The following is a 23,832-nucleotide window of genomic DNA, read 5'->3' as shown; positions in this document are numbered from 1 at the left end:
CTCAGTAGCGGCCCTCGAACCACGCGCGTACGGCCACGCTGTGCAGCGGGAAGGCGAGTTCCTCGGGCCTGCGCAGCAGGTGCCAGCCCTCCGTCTCGTCCGTCGTACGGGACGGCGGGAGCCCTTCGGCCGGGCGTTCCGGGAGGAGTCCGAACAGCAGCAGGTGCCCGTCGGGTGAGCTCATGGCGTCGGCGAGCCGTACGTCCCGCACGGCCGCGTCGATGCCGGTCTCCTCCTTGAGTTCGCGCACGACGGCGTGCCGCCAGTCCTCGCGGTCGTCGACGTAGCCGCCGGGCAGCGCCGTGCCTCCGCGCGCGGGAGCGACGGTCCGGGTGATGACGACCAGGGCGGTGCCCTTCGTGTCGTACACGGGCTGGAGGGCGATCGCCACCGGCAAGGGGTTGCGGTAGGCGACATGGCCGCAGGCCGGGCAGGTGCGCGGCCAGCCGGAGACTCCCGCTCCGTAGGGCGCTCCGCACCTCGAACAGTGCGAGTCCGGAGCGGAGTTGGCAATTGGGTGCTGATTTTCGGACACGCGCGGACTTTATCCGATCACGAAGGCGACGTCTTACGGTCGGGGGAACGTCTCGTTCCGGAAGTGAACCGATGCCGACGACCAGGGACGGACATGGGATGTGACCCGAGGGCGCGGCCTGCCCATTTGCGGCGACCCGTGGCACACTTCTGACGTTCCGTCAGATCTCGTGCCCTGGAGGAGCTTTGTCGCGTACACGCACGCCCGCGGTCGAGGGCTGGTTCACGGGCGAGGGGGACGGGTTCCGGCTCCTGGGCACCCGTTGCGCGACCTGCGCCTCGGTCTTCTTCCCGCGCGAGGACGCCCACTGCCGCAATCCCGGATGCGCCGGCGGCGGCCTGGAGGAGGTCGCGCTCTCCCGGCGTGGGCGGATCTGGTCGTACACCGACAGCCGGTACCGGCCGCCGTCACCCTATGTGAGCGATCCGGAACTTCCGTGGGAACCGTACGCGTTGATCGCTGTGGAGCTGGAGTCCGAGCGGATCGTGGTCCTGGGGCAGGCGGTTCCCGGGATCACCGTCGCCGATCTGGCGGTGGGCATGGAGGTCGAGGTCGTCCCCGGAGTGCTGGGCGAGGACGCGGAGACGGCCTGGACGACCTGGCACTGGCGGCCGACGGGGGTGACGGCATGACGGCGGACCTGGCGGTCCTCGGCGTGGGCATGCACCCCTGGGGCAAGTGGGGGCGCAGCTTCGTCGAGTACGGAACGGCGGCGGCCCGCGCGGCCCTTGCGGACGCGGGACTGCGGTGGCGGGACATCGGCTCCGTCGTGGGCGCGGACACGGTGCGCGGCGGGTATCCCGGCTATGTCGCGGGCGCGACCTTCGCCAAGGCGCTGGGCTGGCAGGGAGCGCGCGTCGCGAGCGTGTACGCGGCATGCGCGTCCGGGGCGCAGGCGGTCGCCGCGGCGCGGGCGCAGATCCTGGCGGGGCTCGCGGACGTGGTGCTCGTGGTGGGCGCGGACGCGGCACCCAAAGGCTTCTTCCGGCCCGCCGGAGGGGACCGCCCCGAGGATCCCGACTGGCTGCGCTTCCGGCTGCTGGGCGCGACCAATCCCACGTACTTCGGGCTGTACGCGCGCCGGCGGATGGCGGTGTTCGGGGACACGCCGGAGGACTTCGCACTGGTCAAGGTGAAGAACGCGGCCCTGGGCGCGCTCAATCCGTACGCCCGCTACCGCGAGCGCGTCACCGCCGAGCAGGTCGCCGCCTCCCAGGTGGTCGCCGATCCGCTGCGGCTGCTCGACATCTGCGCGACCTCCGACGGCGGGGCCGCACTGGTGCTGTCCAGCCTGGAGTTCGCGCACCGGCACGGAGCGGCCCGGCCGGTGCGGATCCGCGCGGTGTCCACGGTCACACCGCGCTATCCGAGCACGGTGCTGGACCTGCCGGACATCGCCACGGACTCCGCGGCGGCGGTCGAGCCCCCTGCGGAGCCCTTCCGGGCGTCGATCGCGCGGGCCGCCTACGAGGAGGCCGGCATCGGCCCCGAGGAGCTCTCCCTGGCGGAGGTGTACGACCTGTCCACCGCACTGGAGTTGCAGTGGTACGAGGATCTGGGGCTGTGTGCCGAGGGCGAGGCGGCCAAGCTGCTGCGCGAGGGAGCGACGGCCCTGGGCGGGCGGATACCCGTCAACGCCAGCGGTGGGCTCGCCTCCTTCGGGGAGGCGGTGCCGGCCCAGGCGATCGCCCAGGTCTGCGAGCTGACCTGGCAGTTGAGGGGCGCCGCGGGCGACCGCCAGGTGGCGCACGCGCGCGTGGGGATCACGGCCAATCAGGGGCTGTTCGGACACGGCTCGTCCGTGATAGCGGTGCGCTGACGGGACAGGTGTGACAGCAGAGGTTGCACACCGTGCGTGACCACCCCGAAATGGTGCGTGAACGTCTTATGAACTGCCCCTGGGCGTACGCCGTTGGCGTCATCATGCTCCCGTGCGCTCCTGGACGGATGCTCTCCGTTTCGCCTTCCAGCCGGTGGTCAATCTGACGACCGGCGGGATCGCCGCACTGGAGATCCTTGCCCGCCCCGAGACCGGTGACATCCTCGCCGAAGCCCGCCGCAATCCCGAACTCGACGGCAGGCTGGCCGTGTTGGCCCTCCGCGCGGCGGCCCGCAAGGAGGCGCTGCTGCCGCTGCACATCAACGTGTTCGCGGCCACGCTCGCCGACCTGGGCGGCATCGGCCCGCTGCCCGGGGCCATCCGCGAAGCCGGACGGATGCCCTGGGAGGTGACCCTGGACATCGTCCCGCCGTACACGCACGTGCCGCACCGGGCCCTGCTGGAGGCCGTGGCGACGCTGCGCGGCCAGGGCTTCCGGATCAGCGCCGACGGCATCGGCGACGGAGACGTGCCCCTGCGGCTGCTCACCGACCTCTCCCCCGACCTGATCAAGCTCGACGCCTCGCTGCTCGGCCGGCCGGCCGCGGTACGGGCGATGCGGACCCTGTGCGAGGAACTGGGCGCCCTGCTGGCCGTCGAGGGCGTGGAGAGCGAACTCCAGTACACGTCCGCGCTGTCGGCCGGGGCCCAGCTGGCCCAGGGTGAGCTGTTCGCGCCCCCGGCCCGGATCCCGGTCGCGGACGTGTACGTTCCGCCGCGCTCGGCCGCCGTCGTGCCCCCGCCGCGCTCCGGACCGTCCGTGCGCGAGTTCATCCGGCCCGCCGCGCTGCTGCCGGTCACCGCGTCCGCGTTGCAGGTGCGGGCCCTGCTGACCGGCTCCCCGGACGTCTCCGGCGTCCTCCTGGTGGACCAGACGGGCGCTCCGGTCCGCTCGGTCCACCGCTCCCGCTTCCTGCTGTCGATGTCGGGCCGCTACGGACACGCCCTGTACGCCGACCGCCCGGCCTTCAAACTGGGCGACGCACCACGCACGGTCGGCGTCGACGCGACCGCGTGGGAGGTCCTGGACGTGGTGGCCGTCGGCGGCCGGGACCGCACCTCGGACGATGTGGCGGTCGTCGACCGGCTCGGGCGCTGCGTGGGCGTCGTACGCCTCGCCGACCTGGTACGTGCCCTCGCCGAGACCCGCGTCGAGGAGGCGGCCGGACTCAATCCGCTGACCCGGCTGCCCGGTTCGGACGCCATCACGGGCGAGACGGACCGGTGGATCGCGGAAGGCCGCGTCTTCGCCCTGAGCTGGCTGGACATCGACCACTTCAAGCAGGTCAACGACGGCGCCGGGTTCGCCGCGGGCGACGAGCTGATCCGTGCGGTGGGACAGGCGCTCCAGCAGGCCGTGGCCGGGCACGCGCGCGTGGGGCACATCGGCGGGGACGACTTCCTGGTGCTCGCCGACGAGGAGGGGCTGGCCCGGCTGGTGACCGACGTGCTCGACGCGCCCTGGTCCGCGGGCGGCCGTCCCGTCACGCTGTCCCTGGCCACCGTCGTGTGCGGCCCCGGCGGTGTGGCCGACCACCGGGAGGCGGCCGCGTGTCTCGCGCCGCTCAAGAAGGCGGCCAAGGCGCTGCACGGGGCGAGTTGGGTGCTGGGGCGGGCAGGACTTCCCGGGCACGAGATCCGGCGCGGCTCGGGCGCGTATCCGGCCCAGGCCGGCTATGCGACGGTGGAGCCGTGAAAGCTGTTTCCCGGCGAGTTGCCTGTCATCGTTGCCGTCGGCGACCTTGACGCTCCCTGAGTGCCGGTGAAAACTTCCGGTGTCGGTCGACATCGCCGTACATTCGCGGCGTAATCAGGCACTGCGCCATGGGCCGCTCCTGTCCTGAGGCCCGCTCTCCCATGGGCGATTCGGCTGCTACGGCACGCTCGTCACAGACGCCGGGCGGGGCGCGGGACCTTCCCTGCCTTCGGCTGACGTCGCCAAGGGAACCGTTCCTGCTCAATGCGCCGGGGTCGATCCTCCGGCCAGCGCCCTAGGAGCCGCCATGAGCAACGGAGACATATTCGTCGGCGAAGTCATCGGCACGGCCATCCTGATCCTCTTCGGTGCCGGCGTCTGCGCCGCCGTCACCCTCAGACACTCCAAGGCGAGAGCGGCGGGATGGGTGGTGATCGCGTTCGGCTGGGGATTCGGCGTCCTGGCCGGCGCCTACACCGCCGCTCCCCTCTCCGGCGGCCAGCTCAACCCCGCCGTGACCATCGGCATCGCCGTCGACACCGGCGAGTGGGGCAAGGTCTGGGTCTACCTGCTCGGCCAGTTCGTCGGCGCGATCCTCGGCGCCGTACTGACGTACCTCGTCTACCTGGCCCAGTTCCAGGCCAACGTGCCCGACGAGGACACCGGGGAGGAGCCGACACCGACGCTCGGCATCTTCTCCACCATCCCGGAGATCCGGAACCCGGTCGCCAACCTCGTCACCGAGATCATCGCGACCGTCGCACTGGTCCTGCCGATCCTGGCGTTCGGGCTGACCAAGGGGCTCGGCGAGTCCGGCACCACCGTGCTGATCGTCTCGCTGCTCGTCGTCGGGATCGGGCTGTCCCTGGGCGGCCCCACCGGCTATGCCATCAACCCGGCGCGCGACCTCGGCCCCCGGATCGTGCACACCTTCCTGCCGATCCCGAACAAGGGCACCTCCGACTGGGGTTACGCCTGGATCCCGGTCGTCGGCCCCCTGATCGGCGGGGCGCTCGCGGGCCTCATCTACAACGCGGCCTTCTGAAACGCGGCCTTCCGATCCCACGCAGCCTTCCGACCCAGCGACCAAGGGGTAGCCATGACGGACACCGCCGAGAGGTACGTCGCCGCAATCGACCAGGGCACCACGTCGAGCCGCTGCATCATCTTCGACCACGGCGGCGCGATCGTCGCCGTCGACCAGCGCGAGCACCGGCAGATCTTCCCCAAGCCCGGCTGGGTGGAGCACGACGCCACCGAGATCTGGTCCAAGGTGCAGGCCGTGGTCGCCGGGGCGCTCGCCAACGCCGGGCTGCGCGCCGACCAGCTGAGCGCGCTCGGCATCACCAACCAGCGCGAGACCACGGTCCTGTGGGACCGCGCCACCGGCAAGCCCGTGCACAACGCGATCGTCTGGCAGGACACCCGCACCGCGGCCCTGTGCAACGAACTCGGCGGCAGCGACGGCCAGGACCGGTTCCGCGACCAGACCGGACTGCCCCTGGCCAGCTACTTCTCCGGACCCAAGGCGGCCTGGCTGCTGGACAACGTGCCCGGGCTCCGGGACCGGGCCGAGCGCGGTGAGATCGCCTTCGGGACCATCGACTCCTGGCTGATCTGGAACCTCACCGGCGGCACGGACGGCGGCCGGCACGTCACCGACGTCACCAACGCCGGGCGGACCATGCTGATGAACCTGGAGACCCTCCAGTGGGACACCTCCATCCTGTCCGCGATGAACGTCCCCGAGGCGGTCCTGCCCGAGATCAGGTCCTCCGCCGAGGTGTACGGCACCGCCGTCGGCCAGCTCGCCGGGGTGCCGGTGGCGTCCGCGCTGGGCGACCAGCAGGCGGCGGTCTTCGGGCAGGCCTGCTACGACGTCGGCACGGCGAAGAACACCTACGGGACCGGCAGTTTCCTGCTGCTCAACACCGGCGACCGGCCGGTGCCGTCCAAGAACGGACTGCTGACGACCATGGGCTACAAGATCGGCGACGAGGCGCCGGTGTACTGCCTGGAGGGGTCGATCGCCATCACGGGCGCGCTCGTCCAGTGGTTCCGGGACCAGCTCGGCATCATCCGCACCGCCGACGAGATCGAGACCCTGGCCGCGAGCGTCGACGACAACGGCGGTGCCTACATCGTGCCCGCCTTCTCCGGCCTGTTCGCGCCCTACTGGCGCTCGGACGCGCGCGGGGTCGTCACCGGCCTCACCCGGTACGTCACCAAGGCACATCTCGCGCGCGCGGTCCTGGAGGCGACCAGCTGGCAGACGCGGGAGGTCGTGGACGCCATGTACCAGGACTCCGGGGTGCAGATCACGACCCTGAAGGTGGACGGCGGCATGACGAAGAACAACCTGCTGATGCAGCACCAGGCCGACGTCCTCGGGGTGCCGGTGATCCGGCCCCGGGTCTCCGAGACGACCTGCCTGGGCGCCGCCTACGCGGCCGGCCTCGCGACCGGCGTGTGGAACGACCTCGACGAGCTCAAGTCGCACTGGCAGAAGGACGTGGAGTGGACGCCGGCCATGGCGGCGTCGGTGCGCGACAGGGAGTACGCGAACTGGCGCAAGGCCGTGGAGAAGAGCTTCGGCTGGCTGGAGGACGGCGAGTAACCGCCCGCCCCGGGACCACGGCCCGTACCCCGGTCGGCGGGGGTGCGGGCCGTGCCGGCGCCTCAGGTGGTGACGGTCTGCCGACGGCCCGCCCCGTACGCCATCGCGTGCTGGACGACGCCGATGAGCACCCTCTTGACCGACTCGCGGTCCCGGGCGTCGCACAGCAGGACCGGTACGTCCGCGTCGAGGTCGAGGGCCTTGCGGATGTCCTCGGCCGGGTAACGGTCCGATCCCTCGAAGCAGTTGACGCCGACCAAAAACGGTATGGAGCGCCGCTCGAAGTAGTCGACGGCCGCGAAGCAGTCCTCCAGGCGGCGCGTGTCGGCGAGCACGACGGCGCCCAGCGCACCCTCGGACAGCTCGTCCCACATGAACCAGAACCGCTCCTGCCCCGGCGTGCCGAACAGGTACAGCACCAGGTCCTCGCGCAGGGTGATGCGGCCGAAGTCCATGGCGACGGTGGTGGTGTGCTTGCCCTCGACGCCGTTGGTGTCGTCGACCGGCCGCCCGGCCTCGGTGAGCACCTCCTCGGTGCGCAGCGGCCTGATCTCGCTCACCGCGCCGACGAGCGTCGTCTTGCCCACGCCGAAGCCGCCGGCCACGAGGATCTTGAGCGTGACGGGCTCGACCGGGGGCTTGCCGCGCTCAGATCGCCCGAAGATCATCGATCTCTTCTCCTGCTTGATGGGTATCGGGTGACGGGCTTCCGTATCCGCCGCCACCTGGGGTTTCGATGACTAGTACGTCGTCTGCGCCGACGTCCGCGCTGTCGCTGCCGCCGAGTTCGGTGACCGTGCCGTCGGCCCGCTCCACCCGGTTGGCGCCGAGCGCCCCGGGTGCGCCGCCCGCCATGCCGTACGGCGGCACGCGGCGGTGCTGGGACAGGGTGGAGACGGTCATGGGTTCGAGGAATCGGATGCGGCGCACCGCGCCGTCCCCGCCGTCCCAGCGGCCCGCGCCGCCGCTGCCCCGCCGTACGGCGAACTCGTCGAGGCGGACGGGCAGTCGCCACTCCAGGACTTCCGGGTCGGTGAGCCGGGAGTTGGTCATATGGGTCTGTACGACGCTCGCGCCGGGGAACCCGTCGCCGGCTCCGGATCCGGAGGCGACGGTCTCGTAGTACTGGTGGCGTTCGTTGCCGAAGGTGACGTTGTTCATGGTGCCGGAGCCCTCGGCCTGGACGCCGAGCGCCGCGTAGAGGGCGCCGGTGATGGCCTGGGAGGTCTCGACGTTGCCCGCGACGACGGCGGCCGGCGGCTCGGGGGCGAGCATCGATCCGGGCGGTACGACGATGTCCAGGGGGCGCAGGCAGCCGTCGTTGAGCGGGATGTCGTCGGCGACCAGGGTGCGGAAGACATACAGCACGGCCGCGTTGACGACGGCGAACGGGGCGTTGAAGTTGGTGTCCAGCTGTGCGGAGGTGCCCGTGAAGTCGATGGTCGCGCGCCGGTCTTCGCGGTCCACGCGCACGCGTACGCGGATGACGGCGCCGGAGTCGGTCTCGTAGGCGTACTCGCCGTCGTCCAGGGCGTCGATGACGCGGCGGACCGCTTCCTCCGCGTTGTCCTGGACGTGCCGCATGTAGGCCTGGACGACGTCGAGGCCGAACTCCTCGATCATGCGGCCGACTTCGTCGACACCCTTGCGGTTGGCGGCGATCTGGGCGCGCAGGTCGGCGAGGTTGGTGGGGATGTTGCGGGAGGGGTAGCGGGCCTCGGCGAGCAGCCGCCGGGTCTCGGCCTCGCGGAACCGGCCGCTCTCGGCGAGGAGCCAGTTGTCGAAGAGGACGCCCTCCTCGTCGATGGTGCGGCTGTCGGCGGGCATCGAACCGGGGGCGATGCCGCCGATCTCGGCGTGGTGGCCGCGGGAGGCGACGTAGAAGAGGATCTCGGGTGCCGTGCCGGGGTCACCCTCCGTGTCCGCCGCGCCGTCGGTGCCGTCAGGGCTGTCAGCGCTGAAGACCGGTGTGATCACGGTGACGTCGGGCAGATGGGTGCCGCCGTGGTACGGGTCGTTCACGGCGTAGGTGTCGCCGGGACGCATCGAGGTGCCGCGGCGGTGGATGACCTCTTTCACGCTGGTCCCCATGGAGCCCAGGTGGACGGGGATGTGCGGGGCGTTGGCCACCAGGTTCCCGTCCGGGTCGAACAGGGCGCAGGAGAAGTCCAGGCGTTCCTTGATGTTGACGGACTGTGCCGTCGACTCCAGCCGGGCACCCATCTGTTCGGCGATCGACATGAAGAGGTTGTTGAAGACCTCCAGCAGAACCGGATCCGCTTCTGTGTCGAGATCGGAACTCTGCGTAATCGCCGCGCGTTCCATGACCAGATGCCCGTCGTCGGTCGCCGCGGCCCGCCAGCCCTCGTCGACGACGGTCGTGGCGCCGGCCTCGGTGATGATCGCCGGGCCGGTGACCGATCCGCCGGGGGGAAGGTCCTCGCGGCGGTGGAGGGGGACGTCGCGCCAGGCGCCGCCGGTGTGGAGGCGGACGGCGTCCGGGTCGGCGGGACGGCCTTCGTACGGGGCGAGGGCGGAGAGATCGGGGGGTTGGGTGATGCCGGTGGCTTCCACGGAGAGGGCTTCGACGACGACCGGGCGGTCCAGCGTGAAGGAGTACGTGGCGCGATGACGTTCTTCGAAGGCGTGTTTCATCGCGTCGGGCTCGGTGAGCTCGACGGTGAGGGTGGTGTCGGTGCCGTCGTAGCGGAGCTGGGCGCGGCGGGTGACTTCGATGCGGTCCTCCGGGACGTCCTCGGCGAGGAGTTCGGAGCGGGCCGCGGCCTCCAGGTCGTCGGCGGTCTTGCGGACGCCGGGCATGGCGGCGGGCTCCAGGGGAGCCTCGACGGACTGTTCGCGCATGGCGGTGGTGTCGGCGAGGCCGATGCCGAGCGCGGACAGGACGCCCGCCATGGGCGGCACCAGGACGGTGCGGATACCGAGCGAGTCGGCGACCATGCACGCGTGCTGGCCGCCGGCCCCGCCGAAGGTGGTGAGGGCGTAGCGGGTGACGTCGTGGCCCTTCTGGACGGAGATCCGCTTCACGGCGCCCGCGATGTTGGCCACGGCGACGCTCAGGTAGCCCTCGGCGACCTGTTCCGGGGTGCGGTCGTCGCCGCTCTGTTCGCGGATCTCCCGCGCGAGGCCGGTGAAGCGGTCGCGGACGAGGTCGGCGTCGAGGGGCTGGTCGCCGTCGGGTCCGAAGACGTGGGGGAAGTGGGCGGGCTGGATCCGGCCGAGCATGACGTTGGCGTCGGTCACCGTGAGCGGGCCGCCGCCCCGGTAGCAGGCCGGGCCGGGGTCGGCGCCGGCCGAGTCGGGGCCGACGCGGTAGCGGGAGCCGTCGAAGTGCAGCACCGAGCCGCCGCCCGCGGCGACGGTGTGGATGTCCAGCATCGGGGCGCGGAGCCGGACGCCCGCGATCTGGGTGGTGAAGACCCGTTCGTACTCGCCGGCGAAGTGGGAGACGTCGGTGGAGGTGCCGCCCATGTCGAAGCCGATGACCCGGTCGAAGCCGGCGAGCTGCGACATCCGGGCCATGCCGACGATCCCTCCGGCCGGTCCGGAGAGGATGGCGTCCTTGCCGCGGAACTGCCCGGCCTCGGCGAGCCCGCCGTTGGACTGCATGAACATCAGCCGCACGCCTTCGAGTTCGTCGGCGACACGGCGGACGTAGCGGCGCAGTACGGGCGACAGGTAGGCGTCGACGACGGCGGTGTCGCCGCGCGGGACGAGCTTCATCAGTGGGCTGACCTCGCTGGACAGCGAGATCTGCGGGAAGCCGGTGCGGGCGGCCAACTCGCCGATCGCCCGCTCGTGGGCGGGGTGCAGATGGCTGTGCATACAGACGACGGCGACGGCCCGGATCCCGTCGTCGTACGCCTCCCGGAGCGGGCCCGCCAGGGCGTCCAGGTCGGGGGCGCGCAGGACGGTGCCGTCGGCGGCGATGCGCTCGTCGGCCTCGACGACCCGTTCGTACAGCAGCTCGGGCAGGTCGATGCGGCGGGCGAAGATGCGGGGGCGGTTCTGGTAGGCGATGCGCAGGGCGTCGCGGAAGCCGCGGGTGATGACGAGCAGCGTGCGCTCGCCCTTGCGTTCCAGCAGCGCGTTGGTGGCGACCGTGGTGCCCATGCGGACGGCGTCGACCTGGTCGCCGGAGCCGTCGAGCAGCTCACGCACGCCTGCCACCGCGGCGTCGGCGTACCGCGCGGGGTTGTCGGAGAGCAGTTTGTGGGTGAGCAGCCGACCGTCCGGGCGCCGCGCGACGACGTCGGTGAACGTACCGCCGCGGTCGACCCAGAACTGCCAGCCTGTCACGTCACTTCTCCGCATCCGCGCCGGTCACAGCGCCCGGAGGCCGTTGATCACGTCGCGCAGAATACTCTCGTCCACCAGCTCGGCCGGGGGGACCGGGCGGTTGACATGGACGAGTTCCCCGTCGACGAGGTCGCCGACGAGGACCCGGACCACTCCGACGGGCAGATCGAGTCCGGAAGCCAGTTCGGCGACCGACTGCGGGGTGTCACGGCACAGCTCGACGATGTCCACGTGCTCCGGGGACAGCGTCCGGTCGTCCTCCGGGTCGTCCGCGTGGGCCTCCGTGACGACCACCGCGATCAGATCGAGGCGGTGCTGGGCCGCACTGGTGGTGCGGCCCCGCGTCATGGCGTACGGACGGACGACCGGTCCGGCCTCGTCGTCGAACCAGTGACTTCTTCCCTGACCGTCTCCGCTCATGTCATCCCACTACCCGCCCGAGGGCAGATCGGTGCGTGGAGCGGACCCCAGATGTACGCCGACCCGCTTGACCAGGAGTGTCATCTCGTATGCGACCTGGCCGACGTCGGAGTCGGCGTCGGAGAGGACGGCCAGACAGCTGCCGTCACCGGCGGCGGTGACGAACAGGAAGGCGTCGTCGAGCTCGACGACGGTCTGCCGGACGCTGCCCGCCTCGAAGTGCCGGCCCACGCCCTTGGCAAGGCTGTGGAAGCCGGAGGCCACGGCCGCCAGGTGCTCGCCGTCCTCTCTGGTGAGGTCCTTGGAGACGCCGGTGGCCAGGCCGTCGCCGGAGAGCACCACGGCCTTGCGGATACTGGCCACCCGGTCCACCAGGTCGTCCAGGAGCCAGTTCAGCTCGACCTTGTTCGTCGCCGTGTGGCCGGTCGCCTTCGGATCGGTCATCGACCGTCCCCCTTAGTCGTTCCTTGTGCTGTGCCGTCCCGGGACCCGTCGCCCGCGGTGTTCTCCGCCCGGCCGCGCTGCCAGCCGCGCTGGAGCGAGGCCATGCGGCTGCGGACCTCGTCGGCGTCGCGCTCGACGGGATCGGGCTCGTGCCCGGCGGGTCGGGCGGGGTCCTGTCGCAGCTGTGGGGCCAGGTTGGCCTGCCGTACCCGCCGGGGCAGCGGCCGGCTGCCGGATGCGGCCTCCGGGGGTGTGCTGCCGAGGGACGGGACGGAGTCGTCGGTGCCGCTGCCGGAGGTAATCGCGGAGCGGCGGGTGCGCCGGGGCAGGGCGGGGGGTCCGGAGGGTTCGTCCGGGCCGCCGGCCGGGGGCGCCGTGCCTTCCTCGACGCGGTCGGCCGGGCCGCCGGTGCGCTGCGGAGACGGCTCGGTGCGGCGGCGGGAGGGCAGCGGGGCCAGTCCGCCCGGTTCGGTCCGGCCCGCGTCCGCCGGGTCCCGGTCGTCCGGTTCGGCGCGGCGGGAGCGCTGCTCGGTGACGGGCCTGCCGTGCGAGCTGACCAGCTTGGGCGTACTCCGTCGGGGCAGCGGCACGGGGCCGCTGGAGCGCTCGTCGCGGAAGCCGTCCGCGGTGCCGGGGGCGGGCTGGTGCAGCTCGCTCACGACGGGCTCGGGGTCGTCGTCGGCGCGGGCGAGGGAGCGGCGGGGGCGGAACAGACCGCCGCGCTCGCTGTCCTCATCGGTGAGAGCGCCCGGGAAATCGTCCAGCGCGTCCAGGTCGACGGGTGCCTCCAGCTCGACCGGTCCGCCCAGGAGTGCGGTCGGCAGCCCGGGGCGCTGCGCCGACACCTGGGTGAGGGTGGTGCCGCGGCTCTCCCCGGGTTCGGTCTCCGAGGCGGTCCGAGGGCGGTCGAGGCGGAAGCCGACCCCGTTGGTGTCGGGGACGTCGTCGGTCAGCAGAACGTCGGGGATGAAGACGACGGCGGTGGTGCCTCCGTAGGGGGACGGCTGGAGGGAGACGCGGACGTTCTGGCGCTGGGCGAGGCGGCTGACCACGAACAGGCCGAGCCGGTCGGTGTCGGAGAGCTCGAACTCGGGGGTCTCGGCGAGCCGCAGGTTGGCGTCGAGGAGTGCCTCGGCCGCCATGCCGAGACCCCGGTCGTGGATCTCCAGGGTGAAGCCGTTGGCGACCCGCTCGCCGAGGACCTGGACGGCGGTGTGCGGCGGCGAGAACACCGTGGAGTTCTCCAGGAGTTCGGCCACGAGGTGGGTGAGGTCGGCGACGGCGGGGCCGGTGACGGCAACGCGGGGCAGCCGGCGGACCTCGATGCGCTCGTAGTCCTCGACCTCGGCCACGGCGGCACGCACCACGTCCATCAGCTGGACGGGGCGGCGCCACTGCCGCGAGGGGGCGGCGCCGGAGAGGATCACCAGACCCTCGGCGTGCCGGCGCATACGGGTGGTGAGGTGGTCGAGGCGGAAGAGGTCGGCGAGTTCGTCGGTGTCCTCGGTCCGGCGTTCCATGGTGTCGAGCAGGGTGAGCTGCTTGTGCAGCAGGACCTGGCTGCGGCGGGCGAGGTTGACGAAGACCTCGGAGACACCGGAGCGCAGTTCGGCCTGCTTGACGGCGGCCTCCACGGCGGCGCGCTGCAAGGTGTTGAGTGCCTGGCCGACCTCGCCGATCTCGTTCCTGTCGTACTCCAGGCGCGGGACCTCGGTCTCCACGTCGACCTGTTCGCCCACGGACAGCCGGCGCATCACGCTCGGCAGCCGGACTCCGGAGGCCTCGTGCGCCTCCTGGCGCAGCAGCCGCAGGTCTCGGATGAGGCTACGGCCGACCCGGACGGACACGACCAGCGAGAACATCACGGCGACCATGCCGAGGACACCGACAACGGCCGCCTGGACGATCACGGAGACGACGACGGGCCGGATGCGGTCCTGGTAGCGGTCACCGACCTGGTCGTCCAGGGTGCGCAGTTCGTCGAGCACATTGGCGGCGGCGGTGTCCCAGCTCTTGGCGCTGACCTCGTTCGGCACACCGGATCCGGCGTCGATCACGGACTGCTCCGCGGACCGCAGCGGGGCGGTCGTGGCGTTCTTCCAGAAGCGGTCGAAGCGGTCGCGTTCCGACGAGGGCAGTGCGGGCAGGCTGATGTCGTACAGGAGGGTGCGCTGGGCGACGAGGTCGGAGATCTCCCGGGTCTCGTCGCGGGAGATCTTCCCGACCACGAGGGCGGAGCCGAGCAGGGCGTCCTCGCGGGAGAGGAATTCGCGGGCGCGGGTGATGTTGATGAGGGCCCGGGCCTGCTTGTCCATCTCGACGTCGTCGAGCCCGCCGAGGGAGGCGAGCAGTGTGTAGCAGGGGTCGACCACGCGGTTGTAGAGGTCGAGGGCCTGGGCGCGGCTGACGGTGCCCTCTTCGACGCTGTGGCGCAGGGCGTCGATGCCCTCGAACGCGTCGAGCACGGCGGTGAGGCGTTCGGCGTCGTCGGCGCTCATGCCGTCGCGGGCGTCCTGCCTACCGGCGTTCTTCCGCAGTTCGGCGACAGCGGAGTCGGTGGCGGCGCGGGTGCGGTGCAGGGCGGCGAGTGCGTCGGCGGCGCGCGGGTCGGCGAGATAGACGAGGGTCTGCCGGCGTTCCTGCTGGAGGACGCGGGCGGTGTCCTCGGCGGGGTAGCCGATGTCCTCGACGATGTGCGACACCTGGAACAGCTGGGTGACCTCGCGCCCCGTGAGCACGGCCGCGAAGCCCCAGACGGCCGTCAGGGACACCAGCGGCACGAGAAGCAGCGCCACGATCTTCCGGCGGATCGACTTCCCGCGAAAGCGCATGGCCTCCCCCAGCTCGACCCCCGCCGGCCGGGGGTACACATGTACGTCAACAAACGGCGCGAGCCTACTACCGCCACATGGATAACTCGAAGACGCGTCCGGACGACGAACCTCCGCCTCAGGGCCGGGACATGGGGAACGGACAGGGAGAGATGTCCGGGCATTGCAGGAGATTGCCACCGCGATCGCGCCGACTTCGCGTGTGTGAGGGCGGGAACGACACGAAGGATCAGTTGGCCGGAAATTTTCACTGGTGGGGAATCTTCGGGCGAGTTCGTTCGTCCTTGTTGATGGGCGAGGGGTGCGAAATCGGCCACAGGAGCCGCATCTCACCTCCGGGCGGTGTAAAACAGCGCAAGCCGGGCAGCCACTGGGGAGCCGGGGTCATCGGACACCGGTGCGAGGGGGTCTGTCGGCGGTGGGGAGTGACACGTTGATGGGGACGGCTCAGCGGCGCTTGGCGCCCGAGGACGGCACGGCGGCACGCTCGACGGTGCGTCCGGGGCCGGCGGCGCCGGACGGCCGCCTTACGCCGCGCGGCGGCGACGAGGAGCTCTCCGGTGCGCGGGCGCGCACGCAACGGCAGGCGCAGTACCGGCCGTTGTGGGTGGAGGAGCCCGCCAAGCGGTACCGGATGCCGGATCCGGTGCGTACGTCGGCGGTGCGGGCGCTCATCATCATCGCCGTCACGCTGATCCAGGCCATGGTGGCGTTCTTCTGCACGATGACGGAGTCCTGGCTGGCGTTCCCGATGGTGATCAGCAGCGTGGCGAGCACGGTGGTGGCCACCTGGGGCGCGGTCGACGTCCTGGTGACCCGTCAGGTGTGGAACCAGCGCAACGGCGTGATCTCGGAGCCGAGCAGCACGGCACGCTCGCTCCGCCGCGAGCGGCGCGCGACCCGGCGGCAGCAGCGGGCCGCCGAGCGCGAACAGGAGCGGATACGACGGCGAGGCGGCAGCACCGGGCAGCTGTCCCACCCCTGAGGCCGGCACCGCCCTTGCGGACGGGGGCCAGGCCCAGGGCCTCTGGGACACTTCAGGCCGACGGCCTCTTGAACATGCGGGTCGCCGTGATCTCGCTGTGCCCGGCCTCCCCCGCCTGCGGCTGCTGCGGCAGCCCGGGCCGCAGGTGCTCCTCCACGCTGATGTACTTCAGCCCGGCCCTGAGGTCGGCGTCGTTCCGCAACCGGATGACCAGCGGGAACTCGGCCAGCGCGGTGGTGTCGAACAGTCCGGTCGTGTACAGCAGTTGCACGCCCAACGCGTCCGACACGGCCCGCTGGAGCTCCAGCAGATAGGTCGCGTTGGCCCGTCCGATGGGGTTGTCGAGGAACAGCGTCCCGGCGTGCCGGTGCTTGTCGCGCCCTCGGTCGTTGGACCTGAGCGCGGCCATGGTGCAGTACAGGGCGATGGCCGCGGTGAGCAGCTGCCCACCGGAGAACACGTCGCCCATCTGTCCCACCGGCACCCGCTCCGCGCGCAGCACGGCGTCCGGCTTGAGGATCTCGACGGCGACCCCCTTCGGCTGCAGGGCCGCCCCGACTCCCCTCAGCAGCAGGGACATTCCGTCCCGTCGCAGGTCGGAGTTCTTCTTGACGGCGGCCCGGGTCGCCTCGTCGACGACCTCGCCGAGCCGTTCGGTGAGCGTGGCCTGGTCGGGTTCCTCGAAGCGGATCCGGAGGAACTCCTGCCCGGACCACTCGCCGAGCCCCTCGGGCAGCCGGGACAGCCGCTGGGCGGACCGCAGGGTCGCGAGGGCCGACTCGACGAGCCCGCGCAGCCGGTCCACGATCGAATCGCGGTTGCGCTCCAGCTGGGCCAGCTCGTCGGTCAGCACCCGCAGTCGGGGCGCGAAGGCGTCCGCCCACTTCTGGGCGTGCTCGGGCAGTGCGGAGGCGGGCAGTTCACGGATCTGCTGCCGTGCGGGCGTCCGGACCGCTTCGTACCGTGTGGCGTTGGCGTGTCGTACGAGCACATCGCTCGCCTCGCGTACGGCGGACTCGGCGGCGGAGAGATCACCGGCGCAGCCGCGCAGCGACCGGCGGGCCTCGGCGGCGGACTGCCGGGCCTCCTCCAGGGTGCCGGGGTAGGGCTCGGGCTCCTCCTGCTCCTCCTCGGTCGTGTGTTCGCGCAGCAGGTCGCGGAGCATCGCGGCGATCTCGTCGAAACCGCCGGCCGCGTCCTCGGCCGCGCGGTGGGCGTCCAGCAGCTCGGCGTGTGCCTCGCGGGCCTGGGTCAGGGCCTCGGTGCGGGCGGCGAGTTCGGCGGTCGCGGTCCGCAGCAGGGCCTGCGCGTGTTCGGCGTCGCGCGGCTGGAGCTCCTCGGGCAGCTCGGTGTGTGCCTCGCCGTCCCCGGGGGCGTGCCGCTCGGCCTCGCCGCGCAGCCGGCCGAGTTGCTCGCTCGCGGTGGACATCCGGGTCTCCAGGAGCTGCACCAGCTCCTCCGCGCGGGCGGCGGCGGCCTGCCGGGAGGGTCCGTCGGAGCCGTCGGGCGACTGGAGCAGCTGCTCCGCGCGGGTGCGGACCTTGTTGGTCAGCCGTTCCAGCTCCGCGAGCGCGGCGCTCTCGTCGCTCTCCGAACGGGCCTGCTCGGCACGGAGGTCGGCGTCGACGCCGACCTTCTCGTACACCTGTGAGGCGGCCCGGTAGGCCTCGCGCAGGGCGGGCAGCGAGGACTTGGGGGCGTTGTCGTCGGCTTCCGGTACGTCGTCGGGGGCGCCGGCGATCTCGGCGCGCTCGGCGCGCAGCGCCCGGGCGGTGCGGCGGGCGTCGTCGGCGGCGCGCTGGGCGCCGCGCCGGTCCTCGTCGGCGGCGCGGGCACGCTCCAGGCAGGTCTGGGCGCGGGCCTCCGACTCGGCGGCCTCGTCGGCGAGTTCACGCAGCTTGACCTGCCAGCCGGCCCGCTCGCGCAGCCGGAACGCGAGGCCGGCGAGGGCGTCGGCGGCGCGCCGGGCCTTCTGTGCGGCCTCCTGCCGTTCGTCGCGCATCTGGGCGGTCTCGGCGGCCGTCTCCTCGGTCTCGGCCCGCACCGTCCGCGCCTCGGCCAGTTCGGCCTCGGACTCCTCGGCGAACGCGCGCGCCTCCCGCGCGGTCTGCGCCAGCTCCACGAGCCGCCCGGCCGGGCAGCCGGTGCGCCAGGAGGCGAGTCGCGCGGCCAGCTCCCGGTCCTTGCCGAGCCGGGCGGCGAGGTTGCGGATCTCCTCGTCCCGCTCGGTGGCCCGGGCGCGCAGCGCCTGCCGCTCCTCGTCGGCGGCGTGTTCGTCGTGCATGGCCGGGTTCGGCGGTACGAGGAACACGTCGCCCGGGGTGGCGTCGGCGGCCGGGGTCGGCGCGAGCAGCGCGGCGGCCGTGCCGACGGCGACGGCCGAGCGCGGCAGCAGGGCGGCCTCGCCGAGCGCCTCACGGGCCCGCGCGTGGGTGTCCGGGTCGGTGATGATGACGCCGTCGACGAGTTCGGGGCGGGCGGCGAGCACGCGCGCGTGGTCCGTCGGGTCGACGGCCTGGGCGAGATAGCGCCAGCCGGGCAGCGCCGGGATGCCGTGCTCGCCGAGGTACTCGACGGTGGCCAGTACGTCGGGGCCGGGCGGCAGCAGCCCGCCGTCGCCCAGGGCGCCGAGGATCCGGGAGTCGTCGGCGGCCGCGGTGCGCAGTTCGAACAGGTGCCGTTCGGCGGAGCCGACGGCGTCGTCGAGCAGCTCGCGCAACTCGTCGGCGAACCGGTCGAGTTCCTCGGCGCCGAGGGCGTCCTCCGTGCTCTCGCCCCGGGGCCGGGGGATGGTCGTACGCGAACCGGTGAGACCCAGCAGCTCGGTGAGCCGTTCCTCCGCCGCCAGGGCCTCCGCCAGGCGCTTCTCGGCGTCGTAGGTCCGCTCGGCGGCGGTCGCCGCGTCTGCCGCGCGGGCGGCCGTGAGTTCGGCGCGGGACTCGGCGGAGGCCGCCTCGCGCGCGTGCTCGGACGCCTTGCGGGAGGCCTCGCGCGCGGTGTCCCAGGCGGCCACGGCGGTCTTCTCCGCATCGCTGGCCGCGAGGGCGGCGCGGGCCGGGTCGGCGTCCCGGGCGCTGTCGTCGAGCCAGCCGGCGCGGACGGCCTCGGCGGTCTCCTGCTCGACCTCGCTGAGGCGCTGGCGCAGATGCCCGGCCTCGCTGCGGGCGCGCTGCGCCTCGGTGGCGGCGGAGGTCGAGTCCCGGTGGGCGGAGTCGCTGACCTCCAGGAGGGCTGCGGAGCGCTCCTCCCCCTCGTTGGCGAGGTGCTCCGCGCTCCCGGCGGCCGTGTGCAGGGCCCGTACGAGATCGACGGCGGCCTTGGCGCGGGCGGCGAGCGCGGGAGCCGCGTCCCGCTCGGCGTCCTGGATGGCGGCGGCCACGCGCGCGACGCGGTCGGCGGCGGCGCGGTGGCGCAGCACGGCTTCGGCGGCCTGCCAGGCCGCGTGCAGGGTGCGGGCGTCGGCCAGCTCGCGCTTCTGCCCGGCGGCGGATTTCTCACCGACGGCCAGTGCCAGCGAGGCGTGCCGGTAGGCGAGTTCGGCGGCGATCAGCGCGCTGCGCTCGCGGGCGCCCTCGGAGTGCGTGACGGCGTACGCGGCGGCCGTGACGCGCTGGGCGAGGTCGGCGGCGCGCACCCGCTCCTGCGCGCCCCGCGCGGACAACCGCCGCGCGAGCGCGCGGGTGCGCCGCTCTGCGCCGGCGTGGATGTCACGCGCGCGTGCCCGTGCCTCGGCCGCCTCGACGATCCGCCCCAGCAGATCCACCGACCCGGCGGTGAAGTCACGTTCGGCGATCAGCTCGGCACGCCGCCCCAGCTTGTTGCCGAAGCCGCCGACCAGGTCGGCGAGCCCGTCGGTGTCGCGGGTGTCGGTCACGGCCCGCAGCAGCAGGTCGGTGAAGTCGGAGTCCTTCTTGACCGCGAACAGACCTGCGGCCTCGCCCTCGTCGGCGTTCATCTCCCGCTGGTAGCGGAAGAGTTCGGGGTCCAGGCCGAGGTCGCCGAGGTGCTCGATCCAGCGGTCGTGGATCTCCTCCCAGTGCACCTCCAGATGCGGATACGCCTTGCCCGCCTCGGTGAGGGCGTCCCGGAAGCCCTTCATGGTGCGCCGCCGCCCCTGTGCCCCGGAGGCGCCCTCCACGGGCGGCCGTACGGCGGTGGACTCGGCGACCGGCAGATTGTCCAGGGAGAGCCCGGGCCCGGGGCGGAACGAGTACCAGGCCTCGGCGAACTTCCGCGGGTCGTTGGAGACCTGCCGTCCCCGCCACTCGCTCACCTTGCCCACGACCACGCACTCACCGGTGAGCGTGTGCTGCCACTCCAGGGCGACATGCCCGCAGTCGTCGGCGAGCAGGAACTTGCGCAGTACGCCCGAGCTGGCGCCGCCGAGGGTGTTGCGGTGACCCGGCAGCATCACCGAGAAGATCAGCTTGAGCAGCACCGACTTGCCGCCGCCGTTCTCCAGGAAGAGCACGCCGGCAGGCGCGGGGCGGCGCGGCGGACCGACCGGCTCCTCCTCGAAGAACTCCGCCTGGGTGGGGGCCGGGTCGGGCACGGGCAGGCCGACACCCCGCAGGTCCAGCACGGTGTCGGCGTAGCGCGCACCGGCGGGCCCGATGGAGTAGAGGCGGACCCGGGACAGCTCGTACATGGCGGACTCTCGTAAGTCTGGGGATATGTGCGGGGGTTCTGGACGGTCAGGAGTGGAACGGCAGTCCGGCGTCGGCGACCAGGTCGTCGCTGTCGTCGGCGGGCAGCAGGCTGGCCGTGCCGTCGGTGACCGGGACGACGCCGAGTTCCAGCAGTTCGGCCATGGCGGCGCTGCCGGCCATGTCCCGCACCTGGAGCTGGTAGCGGGCCGTCGTGCGGTAGGTGCCGCCCTGGTCGTCGCCGGTGCGCTGGAGGAACCCCGAGTCGGTGAGGAAGACGACCGCCTTGCCGATGATGCCGGTGGTGGATCCGGCCAGTCGGCGGGCGTCCTTGGTGGCGCCGGTCGCGCTGCGTCTGGCCCAGATCCGCCAGGCGGCCTCCAGGCCCGGCGCGTCGGTGGCCGGGTCGGTGTTCTCCCCCACCTCGTCGGCCTGCTCCTCCAGGCGGCGGCAGGCCTGCCGGACGAAGGCGTCGACACCGTTGACCGTGATCCGCCCGATGTAGCCGTCGTCGGCCAGGTCCTCGGGACGCGGGAACGCCAGCGCGGCGACGGCGAGATGCGCGAGCCCGTGCAGGAACCGGTCGCTGCCGTCCGCGGAGGTACGTCGCGCGTAGTCGCCCATGCGAACGGCGAACACCGAGTCCTCGGCGGCGGTCACGGCCATCCCGGCTCGGGGCGACACCTCCAGCACCACCAGCCCGAGCCCGGCGGCCACGGCATCCGCGAGTCGCGCGAACGCCGGGTCTTCCCGGTAGCGCCGCAGCAGCTCGGTGTACTCCTGATCACGCGCGGGCTGCAGCTTGGGCTGCAGCCCGAAGGCGACGAGCCGCGCGGCATCGGCGGCATCGGCCGGGGTGACGGCAGCATGCGCCGTCCCGGCAGACACCTCGGCCTCGACGTACTCGCTCACGACGGCAACTCCTCGATCTTCGCACCATAGGGGAGGGCAAGCGCCCCGAAAGGGGTGCGGGGCTGTGTTGAATGTGCGGCTACCACCGCGTGGGCGCGACCAGCCACAACGGCGCCGCACCCGGCACACGACATCACGCGGCCTCGGTCCGGTCCGCAGCCATCCCCACCGCATCCAGCAAGGCAGTCCCGACGATCAGATCGGCCCCGCCGAAGCCGGGGTCGTCCAGCTCCGTGCCGTCGTCCACCGCGAACAGCAACTTCCCCTCACCCTGCCGATAGGCGGTACCGACAGCCGGGCTGGCTGCGTGCACCGCCAGCAGGGCAACGAGGTAGGCCAGGTCCTCGCCCCCTACCCGCCGCGCCTCCACCAGCAGCCCCGACAACCGGCGAGGCGCGTCGGCCGGCAGGTCCAGCAACCGCATGGCGTCCGCCAGCTGCTCCTCGCTGAACCGGCTGTCGTCCGGCGTGGCGATGAGGTCCGGCTCCGGCATCTCCGCGCCCAGGTGCTCCCGCTCCACCGGCGGCGTCAGCAGTATGTCGACGAGGTCGCCCACCCGCACCGACACCGGCGTCCGCAGCCCGGTCCCGCGCGCGAAGAACGCCCCCGTGACCCGGCTCGCCTGCTCCAGCGGCAACGGCAGCAGCGGCGCGAGGAGGTGCCCGTACAGGTCCGTCCCCGACGTCGTCATGGGCGTCGCGAACGCCTGCCGGTCCTGCTCCGCGCGGAACAGCGGGCCGGCCTCCAGCAGACGCGACTGCAACTGCGTGTGGCGCCGGATGCAGTCCTTGACGATGTCTACGAGCTCGGCGGCGCGCCGCTTGTTCTCCGGCTCCTCGGTCTCGTCGCGGGCCTTGCGGATGTTGGTGAGGATCGCGTTCTCGTGCCGGTAGCGGTCGGCGACGTGGTCCAGGGCCTCGGCGATCATGTCGGGGACGGCGTTGAGCCAGTCCACCGCGCGGACATTGCGCCGGGTGGCGTCCAGGGCGCGGCGCAGGGTCTCCGAGTACTGCACGGTTCGGTAGCGGGCCTGCTCGGCGGCGAGCTGGGCGTCGGCGAGGCGACCGCGGTTGATCAGCACCTCCAGCTTGACCTCGGCCGCGATCTGGGCGCTGGTGACGTCCGTGTCGAGGGCGCCGACCAGGACGTTGACCGCCTCGTCGGTGGTCCGGAGGTACACCGTGCCGCCGGGGCCCGGCACCTCCTCGATCAGCTTGAAGTCGTAGTCCCGGCGGACGTAGGACCCGTCGGGCGCGAAGGTGCCGTACACCGCGCGGAAGCCGCGGTCGACGCTGCCGACGTTGATCAGGTTCTCCAGGACCCAGCGGGCCACCCGCTCGTGCTCGGCGACGGGGCGGTGCGGCGTCTGGGCGGAGATGCGCGGGATCAGCCGGGCGACGATCTGCTCGTGGTCGGCGCCGGTGTCGAAGTCCATGTTCAGGGTGACCAGGTCGATGGCGGAGAGCGCCACCTCGGCCATGCCGTACACCGAGTACTCGCCCGCGAGGTTCGCCTTGCGCGTGTCCAGGTCGTGCAGCGGCGCGGTGCAGGCGAGCGCGCGCAGCCGCCGCGCCAGCCCCTCGTCGGCGGCCGGGCCCGGTGCGGGGCGCGGCCCCGCGCTGAGCTGGGGCGGAACGCTGTCCGTCGTCGCAGGCGAAGTCACGGTGCACAGACTAGGTCCTTGGTCTGACAACGACCCAAACGACGCGGGTGGCTCCGCCGGTGGGGCCGGGGTGACCTCAGGCCGGTTCTTCAGGTGCGGGCCGGTGGAGGTTGATCGCGCCCGCGCGGCGGAGCCGCAAATTGACACAGCCCCGCGCCCCTAGGGGGCGCTGTCCTCGCCGACCCTGCGGCGGTAGACCTCCACCACTCGCTCCAGTGAATCAGTGAGGTACGTCTCCAGCAGCCGTTCCGCCCCGCGCCTGTCGCCGCCCTGCAGCGACTGCAGGAGCTCCTGGTTCCGGGCCAGGTACGGCTCGTGCAGGGCGTGCGGGTCGTCGACGATGTGGAACGCGAGGCGGAGTTCGGCGAAGACGCTGCGCATCAGTTCGTCGGTGCGTTCGCTGCCGGCCAGGGCGACCAGCTCCCGGTGGAAGTGGATATTGGCCGTACCCACTGCTTTCCAGTCATTTCCGGCCGCCGCCTGCCGGCCTTCCGTGACCGCCGCCGACAGTGCGTCCAGGGCGTACGGGGGCTCGCCGAGGCCGCGTACGACGGCGCATTCGACCAGGGACCGGGTGCGGTAGATGTCCTCGACGTCCTCGACGGTCAGGACCCGGACGAAGACGCCCCGGTTGAGTTCGTGGACCAGCAGGCGTTCGTGGGTGAGCAGCCGGAACGCCTCGCGCAGGGTGTTGCGGGAGACGCCCAGCGCACCGCCGATGCCGTCCTCCGACAGGCGGGTGCCTGGCGGGAAGTACCCGTCGGCGATCCGGCTCCTGAGGATGTCCGAGACCCGTTCGGCGGTGCTGGTGCGCCCGAGGAGGGAACGGTCGTCGGCCAGTCCCGTCAGCTGCTCTGCCATGCCCGGAATTCAACCGCAGACACAGG

The 23,832-nt window shown here is 72.4% G+C and carries 16 protein-coding genes; 6 read left to right on the top strand and 10 right to left on the bottom strand.

Going from position 1 to position 23,832, the window contains the following annotated elements:
- Position 1: 1 nt before the first annotated feature.
- Entirely contained in the window at positions 2-535 is a 534-nt protein-coding gene (locus tag ACFWXC_RS34315) for an NUDIX domain-containing protein (RefSeq protein WP_384484777.1), read from the bottom strand.
- Between the two features lie 185 nt (positions 536-720).
- Here ACFWXC_RS34315 and ACFWXC_RS34310 point away from each other — a divergent pair, with 185 nt between their 5' ends.
- The 5 genes from ACFWXC_RS34310 to glpK all read left to right on the top strand — a co-directional run bounded on the left by ACFWXC_RS34310 (position 721) and on the right by glpK (position 6,727).
- Positions 721-1,167 carry a Zn-ribbon domain-containing OB-fold protein gene (locus ACFWXC_RS34310; RefSeq protein ID WP_384484775.1) on the top strand — a complete coding sequence of 149 codons (447 nt, stop codon included), beginning with the start codon at positions 721-723 and terminating at the stop codon, positions 1,165-1,167.
- The gene (locus tag ACFWXC_RS34305) at positions 1,164-2,354 is read left to right on the top strand and encodes a lipid-transfer protein (RefSeq protein WP_384484773.1); all 1,191 of its coding nucleotides are present in this window, start codon (positions 1,164-1,166) and stop codon (positions 2,352-2,354) included. Before ACFWXC_RS34310 ends, ACFWXC_RS34305 begins: the two co-directional genes overlap by 4 nt.
- 112 nt (positions 2,355-2,466) lie before the next feature.
- Positions 2,467-4,110: a GGDEF domain-containing protein gene (locus tag ACFWXC_RS34300; RefSeq protein WP_384484771.1), complete on the top strand. Its 1,644-nt coding sequence runs from the start codon at positions 2,467-2,469 to the stop codon at positions 4,108-4,110.
- Between the two features lie 307 nt (positions 4,111-4,417).
- On the top strand, positions 4,418-5,155 hold the full coding sequence (locus ACFWXC_RS34295) for an MIP/aquaporin family protein (protein ID WP_384484769.1): 738 nt from the start codon (positions 4,418-4,420) through the stop codon (positions 5,153-5,155).
- A gap of 54 nt (positions 5,156-5,209) precedes the next feature.
- Positions 5,210-6,727 carry a glycerol kinase GlpK gene (gene glpK, locus ACFWXC_RS34290; RefSeq protein ID WP_384484767.1) on the top strand — a complete coding sequence of 506 codons (1,518 nt, stop codon included), beginning with the start codon at positions 5,210-5,212 and terminating at the stop codon, positions 6,725-6,727.
- Between the two features lie 62 nt (positions 6,728-6,789).
- Here glpK and ACFWXC_RS34285 read toward each other — a convergent pair whose 3' ends face one another.
- Genes ACFWXC_RS34285 through ACFWXC_RS34265 form a run of 5 tightly spaced genes read right to left on the bottom strand, consistent with a single transcriptional unit; the run spans position 6,790 to position 14,739 of the window.
- Positions 6,790-7,395, bottom strand: coding sequence for an ATP/GTP-binding protein (locus ACFWXC_RS34285; RefSeq protein WP_384484765.1), 606 nt, complete (start codon positions 7,393-7,395; stop codon positions 6,790-6,792).
- Positions 7,376-11,044 carry a hydantoinase B/oxoprolinase family protein gene (locus ACFWXC_RS34280; protein ID WP_384484763.1) on the bottom strand — a complete coding sequence of 1,223 codons (3,669 nt, stop codon included), beginning with the start codon at positions 11,042-11,044 and terminating at the stop codon, positions 7,376-7,378. The genes ACFWXC_RS34285 and ACFWXC_RS34280 overlap by 20 nt, the downstream gene beginning before the upstream one ends.
- Positions 11,045-11,068: 24 nt before the next feature.
- The gene (locus tag ACFWXC_RS34275; RefSeq protein WP_351706908.1) at positions 11,069-11,464 is read right to left on the bottom strand and encodes a DUF742 domain-containing protein; all 396 of its coding nucleotides are present in this window, start codon (positions 11,462-11,464) and stop codon (positions 11,069-11,071) included.
- A 9-nt stretch (positions 11,465-11,473) separates the two neighbouring features.
- The gene (locus tag ACFWXC_RS34270; protein WP_384484761.1) at positions 11,474-11,908 is read right to left on the bottom strand and encodes a roadblock/LC7 domain-containing protein; all 435 of its coding nucleotides are present in this window, start codon (positions 11,906-11,908) and stop codon (positions 11,474-11,476) included.
- A complete protein-coding gene (locus ACFWXC_RS34265; RefSeq protein ID WP_384484759.1) occupies positions 11,905-14,739 on the bottom strand; it encodes a nitrate- and nitrite sensing domain-containing protein in 2,835 nt (944 codons plus the stop codon). The genes ACFWXC_RS34270 and ACFWXC_RS34265 overlap by 4 nt, the downstream gene beginning before the upstream one ends.
- Positions 14,740-15,175: 436 nt before the next feature.
- On the opposite strand from ACFWXC_RS34265, the gene ACFWXC_RS34260 reads away from it, so the two are divergent.
- Positions 15,176-15,724 (top strand): hypothetical protein, encoded by a 549-nt coding sequence (locus ACFWXC_RS34260; RefSeq protein ID WP_384484757.1) that lies wholly within the window; start codon positions 15,176-15,178, stop codon positions 15,722-15,724.
- A 52-nt stretch (positions 15,725-15,776) separates the two neighbouring features.
- On the opposite strand, the gene ACFWXC_RS34255 is transcribed toward ACFWXC_RS34260, so the two are convergent.
- The 4 genes from ACFWXC_RS34255 to ACFWXC_RS34240 form a co-directional block, all read right to left on the bottom strand.
- Entirely contained in the window at positions 15,777-20,372 is a 4,596-nt protein-coding gene (locus ACFWXC_RS34255; protein ID WP_384484755.1) for a hypothetical protein, read from the bottom strand.
- A 46-nt stretch (positions 20,373-20,418) separates the two neighbouring features.
- Positions 20,419-21,282, bottom strand: a complete 864-nt coding sequence (locus ACFWXC_RS34250; RefSeq protein WP_384484753.1) for a hypothetical protein — start codon at positions 21,280-21,282, stop codon at positions 20,419-20,421.
- Between the two features lie 133 nt (positions 21,283-21,415).
- Complete coding sequence (locus ACFWXC_RS34245) at positions 21,416-22,945, bottom strand: hypothetical protein (protein ID WP_384484751.1); 1,530 nt, start codon at positions 22,943-22,945, stop codon at positions 21,416-21,418.
- Between the two features lie 159 nt (positions 22,946-23,104).
- A complete protein-coding gene (locus ACFWXC_RS34240) occupies positions 23,105-23,806 on the bottom strand; it encodes a GntR family transcriptional regulator (protein ID WP_384484749.1) in 702 nt (233 codons plus the stop codon).
- Between the last annotated feature and the right edge of the window lie 26 nt (positions 23,807-23,832).

Origin of the sequence: Streptomyces sp. NPDC058683, assembly GCF_042716195.1 — a bacterium.
In the GTDB taxonomy this organism is placed as follows: domain Bacteria; phylum Actinomycetota; class Actinomycetes; order Streptomycetales; family Streptomycetaceae; genus Streptomyces.
The sequence above is the reverse complement of the archived record's forward strand: the minus strand, read 5'-3'. Positions and strand labels throughout refer to the sequence as shown.